Raw genomic sequence first — 20,848 nt, forward strand, 5'->3', positions numbered from 1 at the left:
GTTATGGTAAAAAGGCATTCATTTATAATAATCTTCTTCGCATATGAGCACCGGAGTTATTGTACCTTCGTAAAAAGAGACAGGCTTACCAACAATTTTCCCGCCCATATCACAAATAATCTTCACCGTCGCCTCCCGCGCTTCCATATATACCTCTTTTATCCCTTGTGAAAATAAGTCTTCCAATGAGTATTTAGCCAGGGCCGTGCCGATATGTTTTCCTCTATAACTGCTGTTCACTGCAAACCTTCCCCAATGAATCTTCTCATCTTCTTTCCATGCCGCTACCGCCCCTACAATAGATGACTCAATCGTAGCACACCACCACTGGACAGCCTCTTCTCCAATCACTTCAATCATATTTTCGGGTATCTTTTGTTCTCCTGAAAATACATTTACCTGCAGCTTCATGATGTCGCCCATATCCAGGTCAGTTGCTTTTCTTATTACCAATTCTTGCATATGTGTATTTTTACCTCTCTGTCATAATTCTTCAGAAGAATTTTAATTTTATGTTTCGTTTCAACAACCTGCCAAAGTCATCCTTTACAACTACAAATTTCCGTTTTATCATCTCATATACAATTCAATAATTTGTAACTGCATTTTCCATCACGTTCAGATAAACCAATTGCCGGCAAACTTATTTCCTCATGCGAATCAGACTCAGAATTTGGCGCTATTACCCTTCTGATTCCGCAGCATTCCACATCTTCCTTCTGGCAAATACTGAAATCCATGTTTATAATAAAGCTTGTCCGCAGGGCAATTCGCTATCAGACAGATATAGCTGTCCTCATGTGTATTTTCTTCAAAATAATTGTCAATTTCTCCCATAATCCGCTCTGCAAAACCCTTCCGCCGATATTCTTCGTCTACCATAATATCGCTCACAACATAGGTTATTCCTCCGTCACCAACTACTCTGCCGAATCCGACCAGCCTTTTTTCATCATAAAGGGATACTGTGAACAGGGAATTTCCCAGTGCAATCTGGCTTCTCTTTATATCTTTATTTCCCATCCCAGAACGTAAACGAAGATTCACATAATCCTGTGCCATTGGAGCCTCGTAACTAAGTTGTATATTCAAAATTTTTCCTCCATAATTTCTTGTTTTACTGTTTTTTCATATATTGACAATCCACAATCATGTTTTCCCGGCTCATCCCATCAGGTGATGCGATTCCCAGCAAATACTGTCAGCTTCCTGAGAGCTCTTACTTTTTCTTATTTCGCATGACCTTTACATGGTCTATGGACTCGTCAGACTTGAGGTGACTGTATTCTTCAGATTCCATGGCATAAATGGCTATTTTCCTTTCTGCATCGCTATGAACACCCCAGCCATATCGTTTGGTCAGCGCCGATGCTCTGAAACATGGCTGGCCTTTTGAGAAAAATTCCTCACGGCTGATTCCTTTGGGCTCTCCCTTTGTTTCATAGATCACATCATCTGAGGTGTATCGATATGGACTACCAGCCAGCATTTCGTATTCTCTCCGCGCCGCTGTTTTCGGTTCCTTTTCGGGTGGAATTTCTGCTGTTTTTACCGGGCAATCTTCTGCTGTTTCGATAAAAACATTTGAATAGTTCGTCGTGTGTGTTTTCATGGCTGATGTCCTCTCTTTCTATCGAATTCTGTTCCTGTTTAACTCTTCTCTCTTTCCTGCACTGTCACATGAACCGTATCACCTGGCTGCTTCGCTATTTTCTGGCGTATATCTTTACGCAGGCCAATAATATGGCATGGTGTTCCCATTCTCACAATCTGCCCTTCATATGGCTCTCCGTCAAATGTGGCATGAACAAGCACACGGCCCTTGCCGAATTCCGCCTTTACATCAAACGGGATTTCCACATATGCGCCGTCCATGTCAGGAACCTTATGAATGATTTCATCAAATTCATATATCTTTTGATTCATATAAAAACTCCTTTATGGGAAAATCAAAATTCGCGTTTATTTTTCTTCATTAAACGAGATTTTAGCTATTCTACTGTGCAGCTCAGTTAATGCTTTTTTATTACTGTCCTATTTTAACACTTCTTTTGCCTGTTCATATTCTCACTTCGGAATAATAAAGCAATTTTTATCCCATCTCTATCTGTTTCACGAAAGCATTCAAATGAAATGCTGCAGCCACTCATTTAAATGCCTCGTTTGGATTGTTTTACATATTTAAATTCATAAAAGCTTTTGATAAAGCTCAAATTTATCCAGGCCATACTCACTATAGCCTAAATCCACCGCATCAATATATTGAAAGCCATATTTTTTGTAAAGACAGATCGCGGGTGTATTTTTTTCATACACGTCCAAACGAATTGCTTTCATATTCATATCTTTGCTGTGTTGAATAACAAAATCCATCAACGCCTTTCCCACTCCCTGTTTTAGATAAAGAGGGTGCACGGCAAATGTATATACGACAAAAATATCTTCATATTCCAAGTCTGTTTTCCAATCAGCACTGGAATAAGCCGGTTCTGGCTCGTGTCTTAGAATCAGGCTGCCTGCAATCTGCTTACCATTTTTAATCACGAATAAGCTGCCTTCTTCAATACCTTCCAAAGCAGTTTCCTTAACAGGATACACTCCTTTTTTCCAGCCCGGAAAATTGATATGTGTTTCGAGATAATCATTTAAATCGTTATATAAACATTCCAACTCATTAATATCATCTGGACATCCTTTTTCAATTCTCATCGTGTTTCCTTCCACAATATAAAATCCCCCTCTAAAATAATTATATTCATGCTGCAAAAGCGCTGAAAAAACCGCTCTCACGGCTCACTTTATGGCTTTAAAAGACTTGCTGTTCAATTTTAATGACACCCGTGTCCATCTGACCGAATGATATCCATAAAGATTTGATCGTAATATTTACCCTTTAAGTAATACGCCTGGCGCCTCCGGCCAATTTCCTTGAAACCAGCTTTTTTGTAACAGCTCACCGCATTTTCATTGAAATCAAAAACTGTCAGCATTATATTATTGAGATTTAAATAGTTAAAACCAAAATCCACAAGAAGAGACATCGCCTCTGACCCATAGCCTTTATTTCGGTTTTCTTCATCACCTATAAATATCCCAATTTCACCGCATTGATGTACCTGATTAATAGAATTAAATCCGCAATTGCCGATGAGTTCATCATTTTCGGTCTTGACCATGGCAAATAGTCTGCCTTGAGCATTCTCTCTCATCCACTCCTGTTCGCCAGAAACAGATACGGTATTATGTGATGTGCCAAGTTTTTCAGTTACGGAAAGATCGTTGAGCCATTTTGTATAGGTTGCAGCGTCTTCCGGACACATAGGTGATAAGTAAACCTTGCTGCCAACCAATTTTTTATAGTATTTCATGGGTTGCTCTCCTTTCAAGCCTGTTTATTCTGTATTTTTTAAAGAATACAGCTTCATTTTACGGGCATAAGACTGGTTTTTCTCTAATTCGCTGTAATCAAATGGATTTCCATGTCCCGGATAAATCTTTGCAGGCTTAAGCCCAATAATTGTTTGCCACGATTGCAGAAAGGCTTCCTTATCCTCTGCCCAGATTGCTGTTTTATGCAGGCTTGGAAACCCATTCATCGCAGCATCTCCGCAGAACAGGCTGCCGTCACCAAGCAAAAGAGAAATGGAATCAGCAGTGTGCCCAGGCGTGTCTATAATGGAACCGCCCAGCCTCATTCCCGCCTCTTCACGATTGTGATCCGACACGAGGATACATCTTTTTTCAAATTCTCCGTTCAACGGCGGAAAACGATGCCCGCCTTTTCCCAGCAGTTTCATGAAATAACAGAAAAACAGAGCCAGCCGGCTGGTACATCCCCCGGCAAATGAATTTTGTCCCCTATATAGTCCCTCTATGGCTCTGGCGCTCATAATTACCTGAACATCAGCCGATTCCATAAAGAGTTCATTTAAAAAACCTGCATGATCGTCATGTGCGTGGGTCAAAAAAACATAACGTATGTCTCGTATATCGATTCTTTGTAAAGACAGCCGCTTCTTAAGGCGCGCAAATCCGTTTTCATATCCGGTATCAATTAATACAAACCCTTCTGGGATAGAATAAATCCAATTGTTCACAATTCTGGTTCCAGCATTAAGCACAAAATCACCCCCTCAGAACAAATGTATATGCCCAGGACTCATTTCCCTCACAAAGGGAAAAGCCATCATTTCTGCCAGATGAGATTCTCTAACACCACGGAGTTAAGAACTGATCAGTCAATTTTATTGAAAATAACAGTCTGTTCCTTCATCGATATTTTACCCACTTGATATCCATAATCCGCCAATTCCTTTTTAAAGTTCAAAAAAGAATGGTCTATTGGTATTCCAGCAATATCTTTGATTTCATCAAAACTCAACTTGAATGACTGACTTCCTTTTTTCTGAACATATTCCCACAATAAATTATATTTACTCAACTCACATCTCTCCTTTGCAATTTTTATTCGCCAATTAAAAACCGTATTCCTGATTGATGAGAATTACTTTTATCCTGTTCTTCACAAATTGTCCCGCAATCAAAACAAAATCATTGCAAATTCTTTGTTCGTGCCTGCAATCAATACATTTGCCCAGCTTTGTGCATGGCGTATTTTTATTAAGCCTTACCGCATCCAGCGGTGCCGCAATCTGCCTTGTTCGTCTCATGGCATCTTCCACATGATCTGTCAGTTTATTGATACCGGCCACAACAATTACCTGCCTGGGCCCATACAGCATAGGAGCAACTCTGCTCCCGTTTCCATCGATATTAAATAGTTTCCCATCGAGTGTAACAGCATTTGTGCCGGTCAGGAATGTATCAACATCAAAATTTTTCAGATATACCGCCCGTTTTTCCTCCGGTGTCAAGCCAGATTGATGCTTGTCGTTGAGAATATAGCTCCCGCTGCGGATGAATTCAAACACTCCTGTTTCTTCCAGGGTAACAGAATCTCCCCAGCCAACCTGTTCTCCATTTTTTATCAAGGAAGCCATAAGCTGAAGCAGCTCCTCTTTCGTTTCAACAAAATATCCAGCCATATTATTCCGCTGCAAATTCAAAATGGCTTCCTGTATCCGCTTATCCATATTTACCTCTGCTATACCTACTCTTGCGGCACCAAAAGCTGCCGCAAGTTCTTATTCACTCTTTTTAGCCGGCTTTTTGCGGAGCTTGAGTATCAGCCCCTGCCGAGCTGCCATCTCCTGAAAAAGGGAAGCTATGTTTTCTTCCTTTTCTTTTGCTGTCCGGTCATGAAACGATGCATCTTTAACAACCTGCTCCATCACGTTTTCTATATCCTTCAAAGGTAAAAGGTTTACTGCAACGCAATAGAATGTTTTTCTGCGCCCGCTGTTATAATCAGACAGAAGTGTTTTCAAGATTCTGGCCTTTTGATGCTGTTCCTCATTGTAGGTTTCTATTCCTGTTTCCTGGGCCTTTATCATATCTCTTAACTGCCGCTGATGCGTAATAAATGAATCATATTCTTCTATCCCCTCATACCTCTGGCAAGGATATTCCGGGCACTGAAAGCAGTATTCAACGTTATCATGCTGCAAGCTGCATCTTGCAATGGCACAGGATTGGTTTCCAACACCGCCGCCGCATCCGGGGCAATGCCCGTCTAAACCCATTGGGCACAATCCGCAATTAAGTCCGCAAAGGGAAAAAGATAAGTTTGTCCTGTTAAAATCTTTCATTTTAATCACCTGTGAAATCCCTGTTCTACGGTTTCAACCGTATGCTGATGATATGTAACCTTGCTTTTTAGCTCATTCCGGCAATGGAACTTAACGGTCTGTTTTCAGCAATGCATAATAACAGGCATCACAAATCCCCTGATTGTTTAAATCCGCAGCCCGCATAGTTCCTTCATATCTCATTCCGCACTTTTTCATTACCCGCCCTGAATTGTAATTAAGCAGGTCATGTCTGGCTTCTATGCGGTTAAAACCAACGGTATCGAACAGAAAATCCATTACCGCGCTCAATGCCTCAGAAGTAATGCCTTGATTCCACCATTTTCGTCCAATGCAATAACCAATGCTGGCCATTGAAATTCTTTCTTCCTGGTGCACAACTCCAATTGATCCGACGGGTTCCATGCTCTCGTTTTTCAAAACAATGGCCCATTGATAGGTATTTTCATGTTCATAAGCAGAAACCCATCCATCGAGAACCGCCCTGCTGACTGAAACACTTTCATGAGCTGGCCAGGTGAGATATTTTGTGACCTCCAAATCCGATGCCCAATTTTTATACATTGCCTCTGCATCGTCCGCTGTAAAGCGGCGCAATAAAAGTCTGTCTGTTTCCAATACCTGAGTTCCACAATGTTCCATCTCTCTTATCCCTCCATGTTATTATTTTAAAGTGCTTCCAGTTTCCTTATAAAGTTCTTATTCACGGAATAAATCCAACTTTTCAAATTGTCCTGAAATTTAGTTTTGCAGCTTTCCATCCCCTTCTGTAAAAGAAGAACCTATCGTATCTCATACCCAATCGCCTTAAGCCAATTCACAACATCTTCCGGTGCTGCAATACCGTTTGCAGCAATACCGGGCAAAATTATGGAATCAGGGCATTCTTTGGATATATCATTTACAATTTGCCCAAATCCGCCTCCTCCATGGGTGCAAAAAGGGATCACTGTTTTGCCTGCAAAATCATGATGCCTTAAGAAACTCAGAACAGGAGGGGCTACTGTTTTAAACCAGTTAGGCGATCCTATAAATATTGTTCCAAACTCATCGATTGGCTCATGTCCGGATATTAGCTTAGGGGTGTATCCCTGAGCGATTTGATTTCTCACTTCTTTAGCAGCCGTATTATAGTCAAAGGAGTAATTCTTTTCAGGAATTAACTCTCTTAAATCACCACCCGTTTGTGCCGCTATTTCTAATGCCAGATTTTCCGTGTTATGGAAAAGTGAATAATAAACAACCAGTGCATCAGCCATATGGATTATGTCCTTTCGTAATTTCTGCTTCAACCGCTGCAATTCATCACAATGCAGGCGTCATAGATCAGTCATCATACCGTACAATTTATTAACAGTTTTCCAGTTGCGCATAGTGGAAACCGGAAACGATTTTCCTATATAAACTGCCATCTTTGAATTTCGTATGCTTTCATAACACAAAAGGTATAGTTCCTTCTCTCCTGCCAATAGCATATCTTTTCCGACATACTCCCTGCAAATGGAATCAATCTGCGATTGTTCCGGCGCAATATCTAAAAAACAGACATAAAGATGTTCCACCTTCGGATCAGCCGCTTCTGCTGCCGCAATTTCATCCGGTGTGATTGGAATCTGAGTAATTAATGTCTCTATTTCATTTATATCTCGCAAAATGACATGGCTTTCAAATCCAAAGCGTTCAGCAAAGCCTGTATGAATTGCTCCCTGTAAATACGTTTCTTCCAAGTCCGTTTCAAAAACCACATTTCCGCTTTGAATATAAGTTTTTACTTTAGACACTCCCAGATCAAGAAAAAGCTGCCTTAAGTTTTCCATTTTGACAATGTTTTTTCCTCCGACGTTGATCCCTCTGAACAATGCGGTATATTTCATGCCTTTCCTCCTATATTCATCACGTTTTCCCGCCTATTTTTCACACGGTTTATATAAAAATCGCCCGTAACCTATTTCTGCTGCATTCTTCATCAATTCCCCATTCAGCCATAAGGCAGTATCCAGAAAACTTCGATCAATCAGCGGCCATTTGGTATATTGCTTTGAAACATATTCTGCATCTGATAAACGGTTCAGCTTTGAAACCCATAACACAAGCTTATAATTCAACCCAAAAACGGGAATTTTACTGTTCAATTTCGTAGCCATTGCATCTAAGAACATCAATGGCTTTTTCAAAATCCTTTTCTTTCGTTAAAATATAATCTGTATTATATGTAGATATTGCAAATATCCCAATTTTATTTTCAGCCAGTAAAGAGGATATTTTAGACAAAATTCCTATAAGAGAAAAGTCTAATACTCCCTGAATCCTGAATGCTTTCCAGCCATGATCGCATTCCGTGATGTTTTCCGGCACTTTTTCCAAACTGCAAACCAAAGACAATTCTTCATCTGTTTTTCCAATAAAACAGAATTCATCTGAATAGTCCACTTTGGACAAGTCCTTAATTTTACATACTGAAAATGTTGGTTTTAATATCTTAATTTCCATCGCAGCGCACATCCTTAATATCCCTCTTTTTACTCATGTGTTGAGATTTAAACTCGTGCAGCGCTCAAGGATTCGGTTTTGATGTCCACAGCATATCTAAATCCGACCCCCGAAAAACACGGCGCTGCTCATTTGACTTTTGCATATATACGTCTTCATCCGGATAGTAGCAGGTATCTTCTTTTTCATTTGTCCCAACATCCAAAATAACTAAAGTTTCATCACTGGAGTTATAAAATGTATGAGCAATGTTTTGCCCTGGAAGCTTTGCAAAAAAATCTCCTTGCCTGACTGCCCGTTCCTCATCCTGCAAACGCAAGGTCCCGGTGCCGGAAAGAATCAAAAAAAATTCTTCCTGCTGGGAATGACTATGGTATTTCGTACTGTATGCTTTCGGCGGAACATAATCGATATTCACATAAACCTTCTGACTGCCTCCCGCAGCACCCAATGACTTTGTAATTAACCCCACAGAATCCTGCCAGATAAATTTATCTGAAAGCTGATCAATATTTTTAATTTCCATCTGCCCTTCCTTCCTAAAATATACCTATGTTAATGATTCTATAAAAATCGACTCTAAAATAACACATGGAATATCCTGATTCAGATAAATCTGCAGCATCCCTTTAGGAGTGATTTTATACTGTTCCAATTGCGATTTATACTTAATAACTGCCGCAGCTTCAATATTAATATGATCCTTAAAAGGAATGATTCTTACAAATTTATCCCCAACATAAAAACTTGGCAGTTTTGCCCATAATTTTTCTTCTGTCTTACACGGGGTACTTTCAATGATAAGTTTCCGTATCTCGGCAAAAAGTTCTTGTATTTCTTTGCTGTACCTTTCAATATACTCCTGAATCCCCTTATTCATATCAATTCTCCGCAAAATCCAAAAGAAACAATTGATTTTCCTTTCTGACAGAACAGACTTCCCATAATCTTTTTGACATCATCTCTACAAGCCCCTCATCTGCATAACGGGCCTTTTGAGGACAGATCACCACACACCGCATACAGGAAATACACAGCTCCGGTTCCGTCAACATAGGATTCTCCCTGGGAATGGCATTAGCAGGACATTCTTCCGCGCATAAACCACACTGGTTGCATTCCTCTCCGGTTTTCGGAATCACCGGAACCACTTTATATTCTTTGTATGGATCATTTCCAGGAACCCATAATTCAGCTTCCAATGTATTTTGTCCAGCAATCCCCTTAATCCTTTCAGAAAACTCTGTCAATTCCTCCTCATCCTGCAAGTCCGGCCTGCCCGCTGCAAACTGATTCATAATAGAATGCTGTGCAACAGCAGCAACCCCGGCAACACTGCAGAATCCGGCCAATGCTGCGGTATCTTTCAACTCCAGCAATGCATCCTCGTAAGCCCGGTTTCCATACACTGCAACGAGAACTGCTTTTGCGCCATTCCCTTTCATCTTCCGGATATTTGACGTCGCCGGCATAGGTACACGCCCTCCAAATACAGGAGCTGCCACCATACAGACGTCATTTTCACCGAATACATATTCCGAAAAATCCTCCGAAGAATTTGACAAATCTATTTCTGTTTTCTCACAGTCCCATGACCTGCTCATGATATCCACAATCTTTTTTGTCCCGCCTGTCGGACTAAAATAAATCTGAAATAATCTCATACCCGCACCGACTCCTCTTTTCTCAATATCATTTCCATTCCTTTATTTTCTCAGTTTCATCTGACTATTACAGTAAAACATCCCGCATATCTGTATTGTACCACCATCTCCCCCCATTTTCCATCCAATATTAAAACGGGCAGAGGCCGTCAGATATTCTCCGACTGCCTCTGCCCGTTTCATTCTGTTTTCTATTTCTTAAACCTGGCCGCCTTCTACAACCAGATTTTCCGGATCGATCTCATCGCCGTATACCGGCTTTAAGGTTTCCTCAAAATTCTTATGGAAGAACTGCTCTTTTCCAAGAGTTTCAATCTCACTGTTGATCCAGTCTAACAGCTCTTTATTGCCCTTCTGAACGGCTGGAGCGATGGTATCCAGATTTCCGATGGACTCAATTCCTACGGTAAATCCTTTGTTCTGGATTGCCCATGCAAGAACCTCTGTGTTATCGGTTGAGAAAGCGTCTCCTCTTCCGTCTAACAGCGCATCGTATGCTTCCTGGTACTCATCAAACTTTAACAGCTTCACTTCCGGATGGTTTTGAGAGAAATACGTTTCCGCTGTTGTTCCCTTTACCACAATGAGAGTCTTATCCTTTAACTCTGCCACATCCTTGATCAGATTTGCATCCGGTGATACCACGCCCAGAGCAACCTTCATGTAAGGAAGTGCAAAATCTACCTGCTCTTTTCTCTCGTCGGTTACAGTGAAGTTAGCTAAAATCACATCTACCTTAGCGGACTTTAAATATTCTACACGGCTTGCAGCCTCAACGTATACGAATTCAACCTTGTCTTCGCCTCCCAGCAGGTCCTTTGCCATACGCTTTGCAAAATAAACGTCATAGCCCTGGATTTCTCCGTTGGAATCCACGTATCCAAATGGGTTCTTGTCGCTGAATACGCCGATTTTAATGGTTCCGTCTTTCTTGATTTCTTCCAGAGTTCTGGCCTGTGCAGATGCTCCGCCTGCCGCTCCTGCGCTCTCCTTTGTTCCTCCGGCCTGACCGCAGCCTGCTAAAAGACTTGCTGCCATGGCAACGCCCAACAATGCACCTAATACTTTCTTTTTCATAATAATATCCTCCATTTATATTTTTTTATAACGCTTCATAATGAAACGTATTTAAAAACTGTTTCGCCCGGTCTGTTTCCGGAGAGGTGAAAAATTCTTCCGGCCGGCTCTCTTCCACAATGACGCCCTGATCCATAAACAGGACCCGATCCGCCACTGCCTTGGCAAACTCCATTTCGTGAGTGACGATGACCATGGTCATACCGTCCTTTGCCAGTTCCAATACTACCTGTAAAACCTCCCGCACCATTTCCGGGTCCAGGGCGGCTGTAATTTCATCTAAAAGCAGGATTTCCGGGTGCATGATGAGGGCCCGCACAATGGCAACTCTCTGCTTCTGACCGCCGGAAAGCTGTCTTGGGTAAGCATCTCTCTTATCTGAAAGCCCCACCCGTTCCAGAAGCTTTTCCGCTTCTGCTGTTACTTCCTTTTTATCCCGGTTCTGCACCTTCAAAGGCGCTAACAGGATATTTCCCAGAATGGTCTTATGGGGAAATAGATCGTAGCTCTGGAATACCATGCCGATCTTTTGCCTGATCTCATAAACATCACGGCCATTTCTGTCAACGACCTGGTCCTTAAACTGGATCGTCCCGGAATCAATGGGCTCCAGCATGTTGATACAGCGTAAAAATGTGCTCTTTCCGCATCCGGAAGGCCCTACTACCACGACTACCTCTCCCTTTTCCAGGGTGAAGGAAACATCCTTTAATACCGGCTGCCCATTTTCGTAAGATTTCCTGAGGTTTTCTATTTTTAAAATCTCTTCCTGTCTCATTTTTCTCAATCCTTTAATTTTTTATCCAACAGAGCGGCTGCCCTGGAAAACGGGTAACAGACTGCAAAATACATCACAAAGATCACACCGTACACCCAAAGGGATGCATCGGGAATGGTATATCTGGAAGCGTCAATGATCTGTTTTCCCACCTTGACCACTTCAATGACTCCGATCAGCACCACCAGGGAGGTAGTCTTGATCATTCTGGTCAAAAGATTCATGACCGACGGAATCAGCCTTCTCACGGTCTGCGGGATGATGATGTAGCGGTACACCTGAAGCTTTGTCATTCCCAGTCCAAAACCGCTCTGATACTGGTGAACCGGTATGGACTCCAGGGCGCTTCGCACCAAATCTCCCATTTCCGCGGCTCCCCAGAAGGTGAATACGATAATGGCTGCTGTTCCGCCTGAAAGGTTGACATTCCAATGCTTTGCCGCTCCAAAGTAAACCAGGAACAAGAGCACAAGCTGAGGCATGATCCTCACAGTCTCTAAGTAAAGGCGGCATAATATCTGAATGGGCTTTTTCCTGCTGGTCATGACCATGCCAAGAATAATTCCAAGGCCCACAGACAGCGCCATGGCTATGACCGCAATCCGGAGGGATACCCAGAGCCCGCCAAGCAGGCGCAGGAAGTTGGTTCCCTCAAACAGGATTCTAATTCCCAAATTCTGCATAACGGACCCTCCTCTCTAACCAGGTACAAAGTAAGGATATTGGAAGCAAGATGATTAAGTACGCAATGACCAGCATGAAAAGGGCCTCATCTGTTTTATAGTAAATTCCAATCAAATCCTTTGCCACAAACATCAAGTCAGCCAGAGCAACTGCGCTGAACACCGATGTCTCTTTGATGAGAAATATGATGTTGGCACAAAACACCGGAACCGATGTGGTAATGGCCTGGGGAAGGATGATGTGGAGAAATACCTGCCCCTTTGTGAGTCCCAGGCTGAGTCCCGATTCCGACTGAATGGGCGGCACCTGGTCAATTCCGGTTCGAAACGCCTCCGCCATATAACTTCCGCCCAGAAAGGACAGGCCGATAATGGCGCAACTTTCAGAGCTTAAAACGATCCCCAGTTTGGGAAGACCAAAATATAAAAAGAATAACTGGATCAAAAGAGGTGTATTTCTGGAAACCTCGATGTATCCGTTTACGATATTTTTAAGCACCGGTATATGAAAAACCTTGACCAGGCTGCATAAAAGCCCAATGGCCGTTGACAGCAAAATCCCCACCAGGGATATCCGGAGGGTGATACCCGCCGCTTCTATATACATAGGCACATGGGCTTGGATAAATTCAAAATCCATGATTTTTCTCTCCTCCCGCCTTATCCTCTATTTGATACATATGATCATATTCCTCCCTCATTCATATAAAATGAAAAAGGAAGCGGCATGCGCACACACCCGCTCCCTTCCATTTATTCTCTCAATACTCCAAGACAAAAATTGGAAATCAGACACTTAAATGCGCACACCAACAGGCTGTATCTCTTCATGGACGAAGCATCTACAGCAACAACAGCACTGCATTTTGTTATTCATGGTCTGTCGGCGATTGATTTTCATATCTTTTTTCCTCTCTCATATTCATAGCATACTAAACATATATGTTTACTATACTAGTCCCTTGCGTTTTTGTCAATCTTTTTCGGAAAAGTTTTTAAAGCTCAAATAAAAACGGAGACAGTTTTTAGCAGTCCTCCAATAAGGATGTTTACAAAATCATGATTGTTCAGCACACAGCCAAACGATTACCGATGAATTGTAAATAGTCTTTATTGGAGGATTTGCTTTATGGCAAGATTTGAATTTCAATACACTGAGATTGACAGATTGTTGTACCCTAACATTGAGATTGATGGAAAAGCCGAGATTGATAACTTGGGGAAATATGGGCGGCTTCGTTTAATCTATTTGCACGAACAAAAACCGGGGATGTACCGGGAACTGCTTCTCACCGGCAAGCTGGCAGAGCATTGTGCGAAGATTGACAAGGCAGGCTTTGAAATGGCGGAGCGTATTCGAGCTGGCTATCTAAAAACACATCCTATATCGGATGAGGATACCATGGAACGCATCCGCTTATCTGAAATGGCACAAGAAATTACAGACGAGTGCGTGATACATGACCTGATTTCCCAATAACTCGAAATGCCCTGCTGACCAAACAGCAGGGCATTTCTAACGCACACATTCTTGAATCCGAATACTCCGGCTGCTATAATGATGGTAAGAAAATCAGAAGCGTGGTGAGTGCATGGAAAACCCCGTTGTTTTAGAATATTGCGAAACGATAGCTGAGAAAATGAAAGCAAACGGATTGCTTGGAGAAAATAGAGAAGTACCATTTCTGTCAGAGGAAGATTTCTGCCGATACTGTGAGCAGATGATTGTCAGCAGAGAATTGGAAATCTTACAGGCTGAGGTTATGGCCTTGGAGAAACTCGCCAATCGCTATCAGGAACGGTTTAATATAATCGGTTCCGTTCATAAGACATTTTTTGAAGAAACACCACAGGGCAAGGAATATAAATATCTGCACATTGAGCAGATGCTCTTAGCGTTTGGTTATGCGCCCATGGGGTTTATGGACTGGCTTTTGGAACGGTATTGCTATATGGAATTTTCCAATGCGCTCCCCAATTATATAGAGTATCTCCATACAATCGGACTGGAAGCCTGTTACAAAAACCTTGCACAAGAATTGTCCCGCAGACTTTATTCCAAATAATTTCCCATATTACAAAGGGCGCACAAGCTGAAACCTTCAGCTTGTGCGCCCTTTTGAGCATATCCGGTGTTTGCCTTTGTTTTAACCGGATTTGCCCATGGCTGTATTGATTTGTTGTTCCTGTTTACTTCTCCGGCACCCGGAGTACATCTCCGGGATAGATGAGAGAAAACCGGCTTTTGTTGTTCAGTCGCTCCAGCTCGCTCATGGTGCAGCCTAGCTTATGAGCAATGAACCAGAAGCTATCTCCTTTCTGCACGATATAGGTGGTGTACCGCAGGTTTTTCGGCACATCCGCCGTCACGCCGTACCCATCAAAGATATAGGTTGAGCCGTCGATGTCTTTCGCGCCAGTGATAGGCTTGCCGTTTTCGTAGTACATCTATTTGCCGGAATCATTCATTGTCCAGCCCTGAGCCGTGTCGCTGGAGATCACCAGCTCCACAAAGAGGCGCAGCACAGCGGACACCTCGGCTCTTGTGGCTGTACCCTGCGGATCATAGAGATTGCCGTTTTTGCCGCTGATCACGCCTGCCATTTGCATCTGCTTCACGGCTTCCTTGGCGTAGGTACTGATTTTAGCGTTATCTGTAAAGATATTTTCGATATGAACCTTCGGCAGAGTATAACCGATGGTCTTGGCATAATTGCTCATAATGACCGCCATCTGCTCACGGGTGACGGACTGATCCGGGGCAAACTTTCCATTGCCAACCCCGTTTACAATGTTATTTTTGCTTGCCCACTCAATGTAGCCCATATAGTAGGCGTCGTCTTGCACATCGCTGAAGCTGCTCTTTGCGTAGCCTCTCACATCGGCGTTTGCAAGCCTCCCCAGCGCCGTGACGAACATTCCTCTTGTCATGGCGGTGTTCGGGCTGAACTTGGTTTCAGAAGTTCCGCTGAACAGCCCACGGCTTGCCACAAACTCAATATCTTCCTTTGCCCAATGGCCTGCAATGTCAGTAAATGCGGTGTTGGCCTGTTTATAGCCGATGCCGTAGGTGGAAAAATGATCGGTGCTGAAGCGCAGTACCTTTTCCACACTGTCATAGACCGAGTTTACCAGCCAATGCACCTTACCCTTGCTGTCCACATACACAGCCTGCACATTCCCTGCCTTTTCATTTGCGCCGAGGGTATAGGGGATGGTTACCGATACGCTGCCTGCGCCGAAGCTGCTGACCGCCTTGCCGTTGCCGTAGTTCACCTTGAGGTCAAATACCGGACGGCTGCCAATTGCCTTTTTCGCCTCGCCTGTTAGTTTGCCGCTGTTCGTGCGGGTGGCGGTGATATTTACATCAGATTTTGCCTGCTTATTGATTTCCTGTACGGTCGCCAAATCCATACCGACTCTGATGTCGGGGTTGTCTACCACCACAATGGTGTTGACGATTTTCTTTGCAATGATGGTATCCTGCACGGCCTTTGGCAGATTGACCGTAACATTGGAGCCGGTTTTGTTGCCGGTATCCACACGAAGAACCACCGTGATGCCATTTTGCTCCGTGCCGTTTTTCTTGGCCTCAGCCAATGCCTTGTTAAAAGCGTCAGTCACAGTTTTGTCAGTGATGCTCACTGTGACATTGCCCTTGCCGTCCACTGTGCCGGGAACCTTGATTTCTCCCTGAGTGGGTGAATTCGGCTTATCCGGTGCGGGTGGGGTGACGATGACAGGGCTGCTGTTGTCGTTTGAGGAGCTGCCGCCGCCACTTCCAGAGCCACCGCCGCTGGTGTAAGTCCAATGGGCATAGTAGGTCACATTTGCACTGACGGTTGTGCTTGCGGAGATTTGAGTTCCACCGCTTGCCGCCGTATACCAGCCGTCAAAGCTGTAACTGCCGGAGCGTGTCGGTATCGGAAGCGTTCCTACCACCGTACCGGGCGCAACCGAGCGTGAAGCTTCACTGACCGTGCCGCCGTTCGGGTTGAAGGTGACGGTGTGGCTTCCCAGCTCGTTTACGGTGATGGAAACTGTTGCCGTTGCCGTGCGTCCGCCGTCATAAGTGACGGTAATGGTGGCGGTATATGTGTCCACCGCAAGACCCGTTGCAGCCCTTATTTGCCATGAGTTGATGCTGCTGTTGGCGTTAACAAAGGATTGGCCGGAATGTATCGAAAACACGGATGGGCGGTCAGTTGTCACGCTGGCGATGGTCGCCTGCGCGTCGCCGCTGTTGGTGATGACGACAGACTTGTAGGCGGACGACATATAGCCCACAGTAACGGCGCCAAGGGTAACATCGGCAACGGAAAGGCTGGGTACGGGTGCGGGCACGCCTGCGTTAATGACAATCGCTGCACTGTTTTCGCTTGCGAAGGAGCTGTTTTCGACCGCCTTTTTGCGCACATAATATATGCCGGGCGCCAAGTTTTCCTTCCATTCATTCTGGGGAATATCCAGCCAAAATCCACTGTAGTGGCTCAAGGATCTATACTCGCAATCCGCGATGGTTACCTTTAGCTTGCCGTCGTTTGCGCCTGCCGTGGTTTCATGCTCAACCTCATAGTAGCTGCCGCTCGGCGCGGGAGGGCGTGCGGGAATGGCAAGTGTCTGCGCGGGGCTATCCGAGGTGGTAGCACCGTCACCCTTGTGGACAATGGATACACTTGTTCCCATCAATTGTGAAGGGATGGAAAATATATCGCCGTCGGGTACCGTGAACGAAGAGCTACCGTTAATACTGTATTGTTCGCCTGACACAAAACCCGTCAGTGCCTCGCTGACATAGTCAATTTGGATGGTGGGGATGGAGTGTTTTGGGGGGGCAGGTTCAAACCGTAGGTATTTGTAGTTGTTTATATTCCCTGCATTATAAATGACCGTCGAGCTCCCGCTGTAGTTGGTGCTTGCCGTGACCTGCATACCATCGGCAAGCGTCGGAGCCAAACTCATCGCACGGTATTTGCCTTTAATCGTGGCGGAACCGCTTTCCACACCGATTTCAACGGCATGACCGATAGACTTGGATACGCCTATGGAATCTGTACCCGAGGCATCGATTGTTCCTCCGTTAATCTTTATGGTGGCGAGAGATTCAGCGAAAACAGCGTTGTTTCTTGTCCCGTTAGTGGCAATCGTGCCGCTGTTTATGGTTAATGAAGAACCCGAGCGGACATATATCGTATCAAGATCCGACCCGGCGCCACCCGTGCAAAATACGCCGCCATTAATAATAATAGCGCCGCCGTTTATATAAATCGTCCGCGCTGCGGTTGATTGTATGCCCCCGTTTTCCCCGCTGTCTTTCAAAGTGATTGTACCTGTTCCATTGTGAATAATTACAGGGAAATTACCGGATGCCGTAATTGTGTATCCGTTAAAGTCAACCGTAAATGCTATGCTTTGGTTTGCGGTGGCCAAAGAGCCGGTATTGGGCGCGGTAATGTCATCCAGCAGCGTAATTGTCTGCCCTTCTGTAACGTCATCAACAGCCGCTTGCAGGGTGGGGTAGCCTTGTGCGCCGATTTGGGCAACATCTGTGCCCACTGCGCCCGGCTCAACCTTGATGTATTTGTAGGTTGAGAGATTCGCCGCATTATACGTACCCGCACCATCTCCGTTTTTATTGGCTCCCGCAGTAACGATGCACCCCTCATAACCCGAAGTCGTTAAGCTGCCGTTCAGCGCCTTCGTATCACTTTTGACCGTCGTCGTGCCGCTTGTGACGCTTACCACACCGGCTATGCCTACCTGAGAGCCATTTGCAGTTACCTTGCCGCCGGAGATTGTGACGGGGCCTTCTGCTGCGTTCGTGTGCAAGCCTGTTTTTCCGCTTGCAGTTACCTCGCCATCGTTAATCGTGAAACCGTCGGTTGCCATCATTCCCCAAGATGTGCTTGCGGCAGTGTTCGCTGACGCTTCTACGCCTCCATCGTGAATCGTTATATCAGCATTAGAGGCTATGCCGATGGAGGTCTGGGTTGCTGCTGCGCCGACAGCCGTAACCCTTCTGCCTTCAATTGTGATACTTCCCCCGCTGTATATGCCGACGCTAAATTTTCCTGTGCCGCCGCTGACGTACAAGCTGCCGCTACCGGAGAGGTTCAGCGTGCTACCGGTATAGATGCCGATACTGGCGATGTTGGCCAGATTTTTGCCTATGATGGTGCTGTCTCCCACCATCTCAATCTTCAGAGCGGTGTCGGCGTAAATGCCGTAATAGGCGGATGTAGTACTGTCAATCCATGTCCCCTCATAGCTCCCGTTGATAGTAGCGCCGTTCAGTGTGAGGGTATTTGTGTCACTGTTATAGGTGACGGTTGCTCCCTCACCATCTGCTGCGCCAAGCACATCCGCTTTGTTATCACTGGCCACTTGCACGCCGCCCACCCATATGTCGTAGTTGGTGACAGCGTCAGGCGCCAAAAGCACAGGCGGAGACGCGACTTCAAATTGTAAGCCTATAGGCTGTTTAGCGCCAGTTGCAAACCCTATCAGACCCGAATTCCTCAAAACAGCCCATTGTGCACCGAATGTTGCATCGAGGATGGGGTCATCGTCCGCATAGTATGCGTACAGCAAACCGCGAAAGCCGTCCTCACCTAAACCCCAGTGAAAAGTGATGGTTTGGCCGACAGCGGCTCGGTATAGATATGATTTAACCATTGCGTTTCCATCATCATCAGGCGCATAATCGTCACTGTCAGCCGTGCTGATTGGAGAAAGGCCGCAGTCGTTGCTCAAAAACCCAAGGGAGGACGGGGACATACGGTCCCCCACAAGGACAATGTAGAGGTCGCGGGTTTCTGCCGACTGTGCCGTCAACGTTGGCTTTTCCCGCGCCTGCGTCTTGTCAATCAGCATTGCCGCGCCAACCGTCACGCTAATTTCCGGTAGCGGGGCGCTGACGGTATAGCCTTCAATCACCGGCGTAAAGGCATAAACGCCCCCGGTGTTTGGGTCGTAGTCAGGCGAATCCCATTCCACTGGAATATCCCCGGTGGTTTCTTTCCATTTAGGCTCGGAGGCCGTTGTGGGAGTTGCCGTTTCCGGGCTGCCGGAATCCTGTGTGGGATTTTCATCGGCAGGCACGGCTGTCCGCACCGTGGCGGTCAGTGTTTCGGGCAACTCCAAATCCTCAATGGATGTTCCGAGTGATACCGCTTTTTTGGTTTCTGTCAGCGGTGCAAAGCTGATAATTTCTCCGCTCCCGCCAATGGTCGTATGTATTTCTTCCGCCATTGCCGATACCGGCAGCATGGTCACAATCATGCACAGCGCAAGAAACATACTTAATAGTCGTTTGTTCATAAGGTCTGTCCCTCCTTGATTTCTAAACTTGTTTTTCCTTGTTCCAAAAGTTTTTCCAGCATCCCGATTTCTTCCTCAGTGGCGGGGCGAATATGGGATTTTTCACAGGAAGGGCATTCCTTTACCGCTCCCACCCGGCAGAATAAAAAGCCGCAGTCCTCGCAGGCGTAAGTCATGTCATGTCCCCCTTCCGCATAGACAGGCTGATTTTCTTCAAATCCCAAGGAGCTGCTTTTTCTTTGCCTCAAACTCCTGCTGGGAAAGTACGCCGTCCTCCATGAGCGCCTTGTATCTTTTGATTTCTTCGATGGCGTCGGTAGGTGGAGCCATGTTGGTATGTAACGCCCCCATTCCCATCATACCGTGGCCAACAGACTGCTCGGCCACGCCGGAAAAGGCTACCGTCCTAAGTGCAGCCACCAGCTTTTCAATTTCTTCTATACTTTGCTGATAGGAGCGGAGGTAGTTGTTCACATCCGGGAGGGTGTTATTAAACCGGGGACCGTCCATATCACATTTGAGTACCGTCCAGTAGGGGTGGTCGAAATGCAGCTCCACGTGAAACGCCTGAAAGGGTTCAGGAATATCAAAATACTGCACCGGTGCGGAGTTATTTACCTTGCCGTCGTCCAGCCTGTCAAGGGTTCGTGCCATCCGCTTACTTGCTGCAAACTGTGCGATTTGCGGCGCCATCGCCATAGCCCGCTCGGTTACGGTGCTGGTATAACGGCGTATGCCTGACGCTGACCCCTCAAACAGAGGGGTACTGTCCTCCCTGATGGTAAAGGATTTCAATTGCCTTCCTTCAAACACGGTTTTATCCGGGTTTTTGCTCATACAGAACAGCTTGTTCTGGTAATCAAAGATGATTTTAGTATCCCAAAGGCCGAAATCAATCCGCTCAGAAACCACGAACTGGCCTTTCAGTATTTGGTTTTGATCATAGAATGTCAGATACTCCCGAAAGCCCTGCATGGTCAGATTGCTTTCCTTGTCGGCACCCATATCAATCTTGCTATAACAGTCGTTGCAAATATATTCGCCCTCGATTTTCGATGGCAGAATCAGTGGAATCTTGCCGCCGCAGATGGGGCAAGGGGGTTTTTTAGAAAATAAGCCCATATCCCG

The 20,848-nt window shown here is 45.1% G+C and carries 29 protein-coding genes; 2 read left to right on the forward strand and 27 right to left on the reverse strand.

The genetic code is table 11. The features are described 5' to 3' along the window. Positions 1-18: 18 nt before the first annotated feature. The 23 genes from QM657_RS00085 to QM657_RS00195 form a co-directional block, all read right to left on the reverse strand. Positions 19-462 (reverse strand): GNAT family N-acetyltransferase, encoded by a 444-nt coding sequence (locus tag QM657_RS00085; RefSeq protein ID WP_415064488.1) that lies wholly within the window; start codon positions 460-462, stop codon positions 19-21. A gap of 204 nt (positions 463-666) precedes the next feature. Then, positions 667-1,092 carry a GNAT family N-acetyltransferase gene (locus tag QM657_RS00090; protein ID WP_415064489.1) on the reverse strand — a complete coding sequence of 142 codons (426 nt, stop codon included), beginning with the start codon at positions 1,090-1,092 and terminating at the stop codon, positions 667-669. A gap of 127 nt (positions 1,093-1,219) precedes the next feature. Further along, the gene (locus QM657_RS00095) at positions 1,220-1,612 is read right to left on the reverse strand and encodes a DUF6157 family protein (protein ID WP_415064490.1); all 393 of its coding nucleotides are present in this window, start codon (positions 1,610-1,612) and stop codon (positions 1,220-1,222) included. Between the two features lie 38 nt (positions 1,613-1,650). Further along, positions 1,651-1,926 (reverse strand): DUF1905 domain-containing protein, encoded by a 276-nt coding sequence (locus QM657_RS00100; RefSeq protein WP_415064491.1) that lies wholly within the window; start codon positions 1,924-1,926, stop codon positions 1,651-1,653. A 261-nt stretch (positions 1,927-2,187) separates the two neighbouring features. Next, positions 2,188-2,709, reverse strand: coding sequence for a GNAT family N-acetyltransferase (locus QM657_RS00105; protein WP_415064492.1), 522 nt, complete (start codon positions 2,707-2,709; stop codon positions 2,188-2,190). Between the two features lie 119 nt (positions 2,710-2,828). Next, on the reverse strand, positions 2,829-3,368 hold the full coding sequence (locus QM657_RS00110) for a GNAT family N-acetyltransferase (RefSeq protein ID WP_415064493.1): 540 nt from the start codon (positions 3,366-3,368) through the stop codon (positions 2,829-2,831). A 24-nt stretch (positions 3,369-3,392) separates the two neighbouring features. Then, on the reverse strand, positions 3,393-4,121 hold the full coding sequence (locus tag QM657_RS00115) for an MBL fold metallo-hydrolase (protein WP_415064494.1): 729 nt from the start codon (positions 4,119-4,121) through the stop codon (positions 3,393-3,395). Positions 4,122-4,234: 113 nt separating this feature from the next. Further along, on the reverse strand, positions 4,235-4,441 hold the full coding sequence (locus QM657_RS00120; protein ID WP_415064495.1) for a hypothetical protein: 207 nt from the start codon (positions 4,439-4,441) through the stop codon (positions 4,235-4,237). A gap of 34 nt (positions 4,442-4,475) precedes the next feature. Continuing rightward, positions 4,476-5,093: a lactate utilization protein gene (locus QM657_RS00125; protein WP_415064496.1), complete on the reverse strand. Its 618-nt coding sequence runs from the start codon at positions 5,091-5,093 to the stop codon at positions 4,476-4,478. Between the two features lie 51 nt (positions 5,094-5,144). Then, positions 5,145-5,708 (reverse strand): DUF3795 domain-containing protein, encoded by a 564-nt coding sequence (locus tag QM657_RS00130; RefSeq protein WP_415064497.1) that lies wholly within the window; start codon positions 5,706-5,708, stop codon positions 5,145-5,147. Positions 5,709-5,798: 90 nt separating this feature from the next. Further along, the gene (locus QM657_RS00135; protein ID WP_415064498.1) at positions 5,799-6,350 is read right to left on the reverse strand and encodes a GNAT family N-acetyltransferase; all 552 of its coding nucleotides are present in this window, start codon (positions 6,348-6,350) and stop codon (positions 5,799-5,801) included. Positions 6,351-6,490: 140 nt separating this feature from the next. After that, positions 6,491-6,967, reverse strand: a complete 477-nt coding sequence (locus QM657_RS00140) for a flavodoxin (RefSeq protein WP_415064499.1) — start codon at positions 6,965-6,967, stop codon at positions 6,491-6,493. Positions 6,968-7,027: 60 nt separating this feature from the next. Next, a complete protein-coding gene (locus QM657_RS00145) occupies positions 7,028-7,582 on the reverse strand; it encodes a DUF1697 domain-containing protein (RefSeq protein WP_415064500.1) in 555 nt (184 codons plus the stop codon). Between the two features lie 33 nt (positions 7,583-7,615). Beyond that, positions 7,616-7,852, reverse strand: coding sequence for a hypothetical protein (locus tag QM657_RS00150; protein WP_415064501.1), 237 nt, complete (start codon positions 7,850-7,852; stop codon positions 7,616-7,618). Further along, a complete protein-coding gene (locus tag QM657_RS00155; RefSeq protein WP_415064502.1) occupies positions 7,830-8,198 on the reverse strand; it encodes an ACT domain-containing protein in 369 nt (122 codons plus the stop codon). Before QM657_RS00155 ends, QM657_RS00150 begins: the two co-directional genes overlap by 23 nt. Positions 8,199-8,262: 64 nt before the next feature. Continuing rightward, positions 8,263-8,724 carry a cupin domain-containing protein gene (locus tag QM657_RS00160; RefSeq protein ID WP_415064503.1) on the reverse strand — a complete coding sequence of 154 codons (462 nt, stop codon included), beginning with the start codon at positions 8,722-8,724 and terminating at the stop codon, positions 8,263-8,265. Between the two features lie 24 nt (positions 8,725-8,748). Further along, complete coding sequence (locus QM657_RS00165) at positions 8,749-9,078, reverse strand: DUF1801 domain-containing protein (protein WP_415064504.1); 330 nt, start codon at positions 9,076-9,078, stop codon at positions 8,749-8,751. Between the two features lies 1 nt (position 9,079). Further along, positions 9,080-9,862: a 4Fe-4S binding protein gene (locus QM657_RS00170; RefSeq protein WP_415064505.1), complete on the reverse strand. Its 783-nt coding sequence runs from the start codon at positions 9,860-9,862 to the stop codon at positions 9,080-9,082. A gap of 42 nt (positions 9,863-9,904) precedes the next feature. Further along, a complete protein-coding gene (locus QM657_RS00175) occupies positions 9,905-10,045 on the reverse strand; it encodes a hypothetical protein (protein ID WP_415064506.1) in 141 nt (46 codons plus the stop codon). Positions 10,046-10,060: 15 nt separating this feature from the next. Continuing rightward, positions 10,061-10,939, reverse strand: coding sequence for a cysteine ABC transporter substrate-binding protein (locus QM657_RS00180; protein WP_415064507.1), 879 nt, complete (start codon positions 10,937-10,939; stop codon positions 10,061-10,063). A 25-nt stretch (positions 10,940-10,964) separates the two neighbouring features. After that, positions 10,965-11,717 carry an amino acid ABC transporter ATP-binding protein gene (locus QM657_RS00185; RefSeq protein WP_415064728.1) on the reverse strand — a complete coding sequence of 251 codons (753 nt, stop codon included), beginning with the start codon at positions 11,715-11,717 and terminating at the stop codon, positions 10,965-10,967. A gap of 5 nt (positions 11,718-11,722) precedes the next feature. Further along, entirely contained in the window at positions 11,723-12,400 is a 678-nt protein-coding gene (locus QM657_RS00190; RefSeq protein ID WP_415064508.1) for an amino acid ABC transporter permease, read from the reverse strand. Next, complete coding sequence (locus QM657_RS00195) at positions 12,381-13,040, reverse strand: amino acid ABC transporter permease (protein ID WP_415064509.1); 660 nt, start codon at positions 13,038-13,040, stop codon at positions 12,381-12,383. The genes QM657_RS00190 and QM657_RS00195 overlap by 20 nt, the downstream gene beginning before the upstream one ends. 489 nt (positions 13,041-13,529) lie before the next feature. Here QM657_RS00195 and QM657_RS00200 point away from each other — a divergent pair, with 489 nt between their 5' ends. Further along, complete coding sequence (locus QM657_RS00200) at positions 13,530-13,880, forward strand: TnpV protein (RefSeq protein WP_415064510.1); 351 nt, start codon at positions 13,530-13,532, stop codon at positions 13,878-13,880. Between the two features lie 112 nt (positions 13,881-13,992). Then, positions 13,993-14,466, forward strand: coding sequence for a hypothetical protein (locus tag QM657_RS00205; protein WP_415064511.1), 474 nt, complete (start codon positions 13,993-13,995; stop codon positions 14,464-14,466). Between the two features lie 124 nt (positions 14,467-14,590). Here QM657_RS00205 and QM657_RS00210 read toward each other — a convergent pair whose 3' ends face one another. Genes QM657_RS00210 through QM657_RS00225 form a run of 4 tightly spaced genes read right to left on the reverse strand, consistent with a single transcriptional unit; the run spans position 14,591 to position 20,842 of the window. Continuing rightward, positions 14,591-14,848 carry a LysM peptidoglycan-binding domain-containing protein gene (locus tag QM657_RS00210; protein ID WP_415064512.1) on the reverse strand — a complete coding sequence of 86 codons (258 nt, stop codon included), beginning with the start codon at positions 14,846-14,848 and terminating at the stop codon, positions 14,591-14,593. Next, entirely contained in the window at positions 14,849-19,720 is a 4,872-nt protein-coding gene (locus QM657_RS00215) for an S-layer homology domain-containing protein (protein WP_415064513.1), read from the reverse strand. Then, on the reverse strand, positions 19,717-19,944 hold the full coding sequence (locus QM657_RS00220) for a hypothetical protein (protein WP_242854345.1): 228 nt from the start codon (positions 19,942-19,944) through the stop codon (positions 19,717-19,719). Before QM657_RS00220 ends, QM657_RS00215 begins: the two co-directional genes overlap by 4 nt. Continuing rightward, complete coding sequence (locus tag QM657_RS00225) at positions 19,934-20,842, reverse strand: DUF4428 domain-containing protein (protein ID WP_415064514.1); 909 nt, start codon at positions 20,840-20,842, stop codon at positions 19,934-19,936. Before QM657_RS00225 ends, QM657_RS00220 begins: the two co-directional genes overlap by 11 nt. Positions 20,843-20,848 lie beyond the last annotated feature (6 nt).

Origin of the sequence: Lacrimispora sp., assembly GCF_047605665.1 — a bacterium.
In the GTDB taxonomy this organism is placed as follows: Bacteria; Bacillota; Clostridia; order Lachnospirales; family Lachnospiraceae; genus Lacrimispora.

Coding starts and splice junctions, on each gene's coding strand:
- QM657_RS00085 (WP_415064488.1), bottom strand. CDS start 462: ATGCAAGAATTGGTAATAAGAAAAGCAACTGACCTGGATATGGGCGAC.
- QM657_RS00095 (WP_415064490.1), bottom strand. CDS start 1,612: ATGAAAACACACACGACGAACTATTCAAATGTTTTTATCGAAACAGCA.
- QM657_RS00100 (WP_415064491.1), bottom strand. CDS start 1,926: ATGAATCAAAAGATATATGAATTTGATGAAATCATTCATAAGGTTCCT.
- QM657_RS00105 (WP_415064492.1), bottom strand. CDS start 2,709: ATGAGAATTGAAAAAGGATGTCCAGATGATATTAATGAGTTGGAATGT.
- QM657_RS00110 (WP_415064493.1), bottom strand. CDS start 3,368: ATGAAATACTATAAAAAATTGGTTGGCAGCAAGGTTTACTTATCACCT.
- QM657_RS00125 (WP_415064496.1), bottom strand. CDS start 5,093: ATGGATAAGCGGATACAGGAAGCCATTTTGAATTTGCAGCGGAATAAT.
- QM657_RS00130 (WP_415064497.1), bottom strand. CDS start 5,708: ATGAAAGATTTTAACAGGACAAACTTATCTTTTTCCCTTTGCGGACTT.
- QM657_RS00135 (WP_415064498.1), bottom strand. CDS start 6,350: ATGGAACATTGTGGAACTCAGGTATTGGAAACAGACAGACTTTTATTG.
- QM657_RS00140 (WP_415064499.1), bottom strand. CDS start 6,967: ATGGCTGATGCACTGGTTGTTTATTATTCACTTTTCCATAACACGGAA.
- QM657_RS00145 (WP_415064500.1), bottom strand. CDS start 7,582: ATGAAATATACCGCATTGTTCAGAGGGATCAACGTCGGAGGAAAAAAC.
- QM657_RS00150 (WP_415064501.1), bottom strand. CDS start 7,852: ATGGCTACGAAATTGAACAGTAAAATTCCCGTTTTTGGGTTGAATTAT.
- QM657_RS00155 (WP_415064502.1), bottom strand. CDS start 8,198: ATGGAAATTAAGATATTAAAACCAACATTTTCAGTATGTAAAATTAAG.
- QM657_RS00160 (WP_415064503.1), bottom strand. CDS start 8,724: ATGGAAATTAAAAATATTGATCAGCTTTCAGATAAATTTATCTGGCAG.
- QM657_RS00165 (WP_415064504.1), bottom strand. CDS start 9,078: ATGAATAAGGGGATTCAGGAGTATATTGAAAGGTACAGCAAAGAAATA.
- QM657_RS00170 (WP_415064505.1), bottom strand. CDS start 9,862: ATGAGATTATTTCAGATTTATTTTAGTCCGACAGGCGGGACAAAAAAG.
- QM657_RS00175 (WP_415064506.1), bottom strand. CDS start 10,045: ATGAAACGGGCAGAGGCAGTCGGAGAATATCTGACGGCCTCTGCCCGT.
- QM657_RS00180 (WP_415064507.1), bottom strand. CDS start 10,939: ATGAAAAAGAAAGTATTAGGTGCATTGTTGGGCGTTGCCATGGCAGCA.
- QM657_RS00185 (WP_415064728.1), bottom strand. CDS start 11,717: ATGAGACAGGAAGAGATTTTAAAAATAGAAAACCTCAGGAAATCTTAC.
- QM657_RS00190 (WP_415064508.1), bottom strand. CDS start 12,400: ATGCAGAATTTGGGAATTAGAATCCTGTTTGAGGGAACCAACTTCCTG.
- QM657_RS00195 (WP_415064509.1), bottom strand. CDS start 13,040: ATGGATTTTGAATTTATCCAAGCCCATGTGCCTATGTATATAGAAGCG.
- QM657_RS00200 (WP_415064510.1), top strand. CDS start 13,530: ATGGCAAGATTTGAATTTCAATACACTGAGATTGACAGATTGTTGTAC.
- QM657_RS00205 (WP_415064511.1), top strand. CDS start 13,993: ATGGAAAACCCCGTTGTTTTAGAATATTGCGAAACGATAGCTGAGAAA.
- QM657_RS00210 (WP_415064512.1), bottom strand. CDS start 14,848: ATGTACTACGAAAACGGCAAGCCTATCACTGGCGCGAAAGACATCGAC.
- QM657_RS00215 (WP_415064513.1), bottom strand. CDS start 19,720: ATGAACAAACGACTATTAAGTATGTTTCTTGCGCTGTGCATGATTGTG.
- QM657_RS00225 (WP_415064514.1), bottom strand. CDS start 20,842: ATGGGCTTATTTTCTAAAAAACCCCCTTGCCCCATCTGCGGCGGCAAG.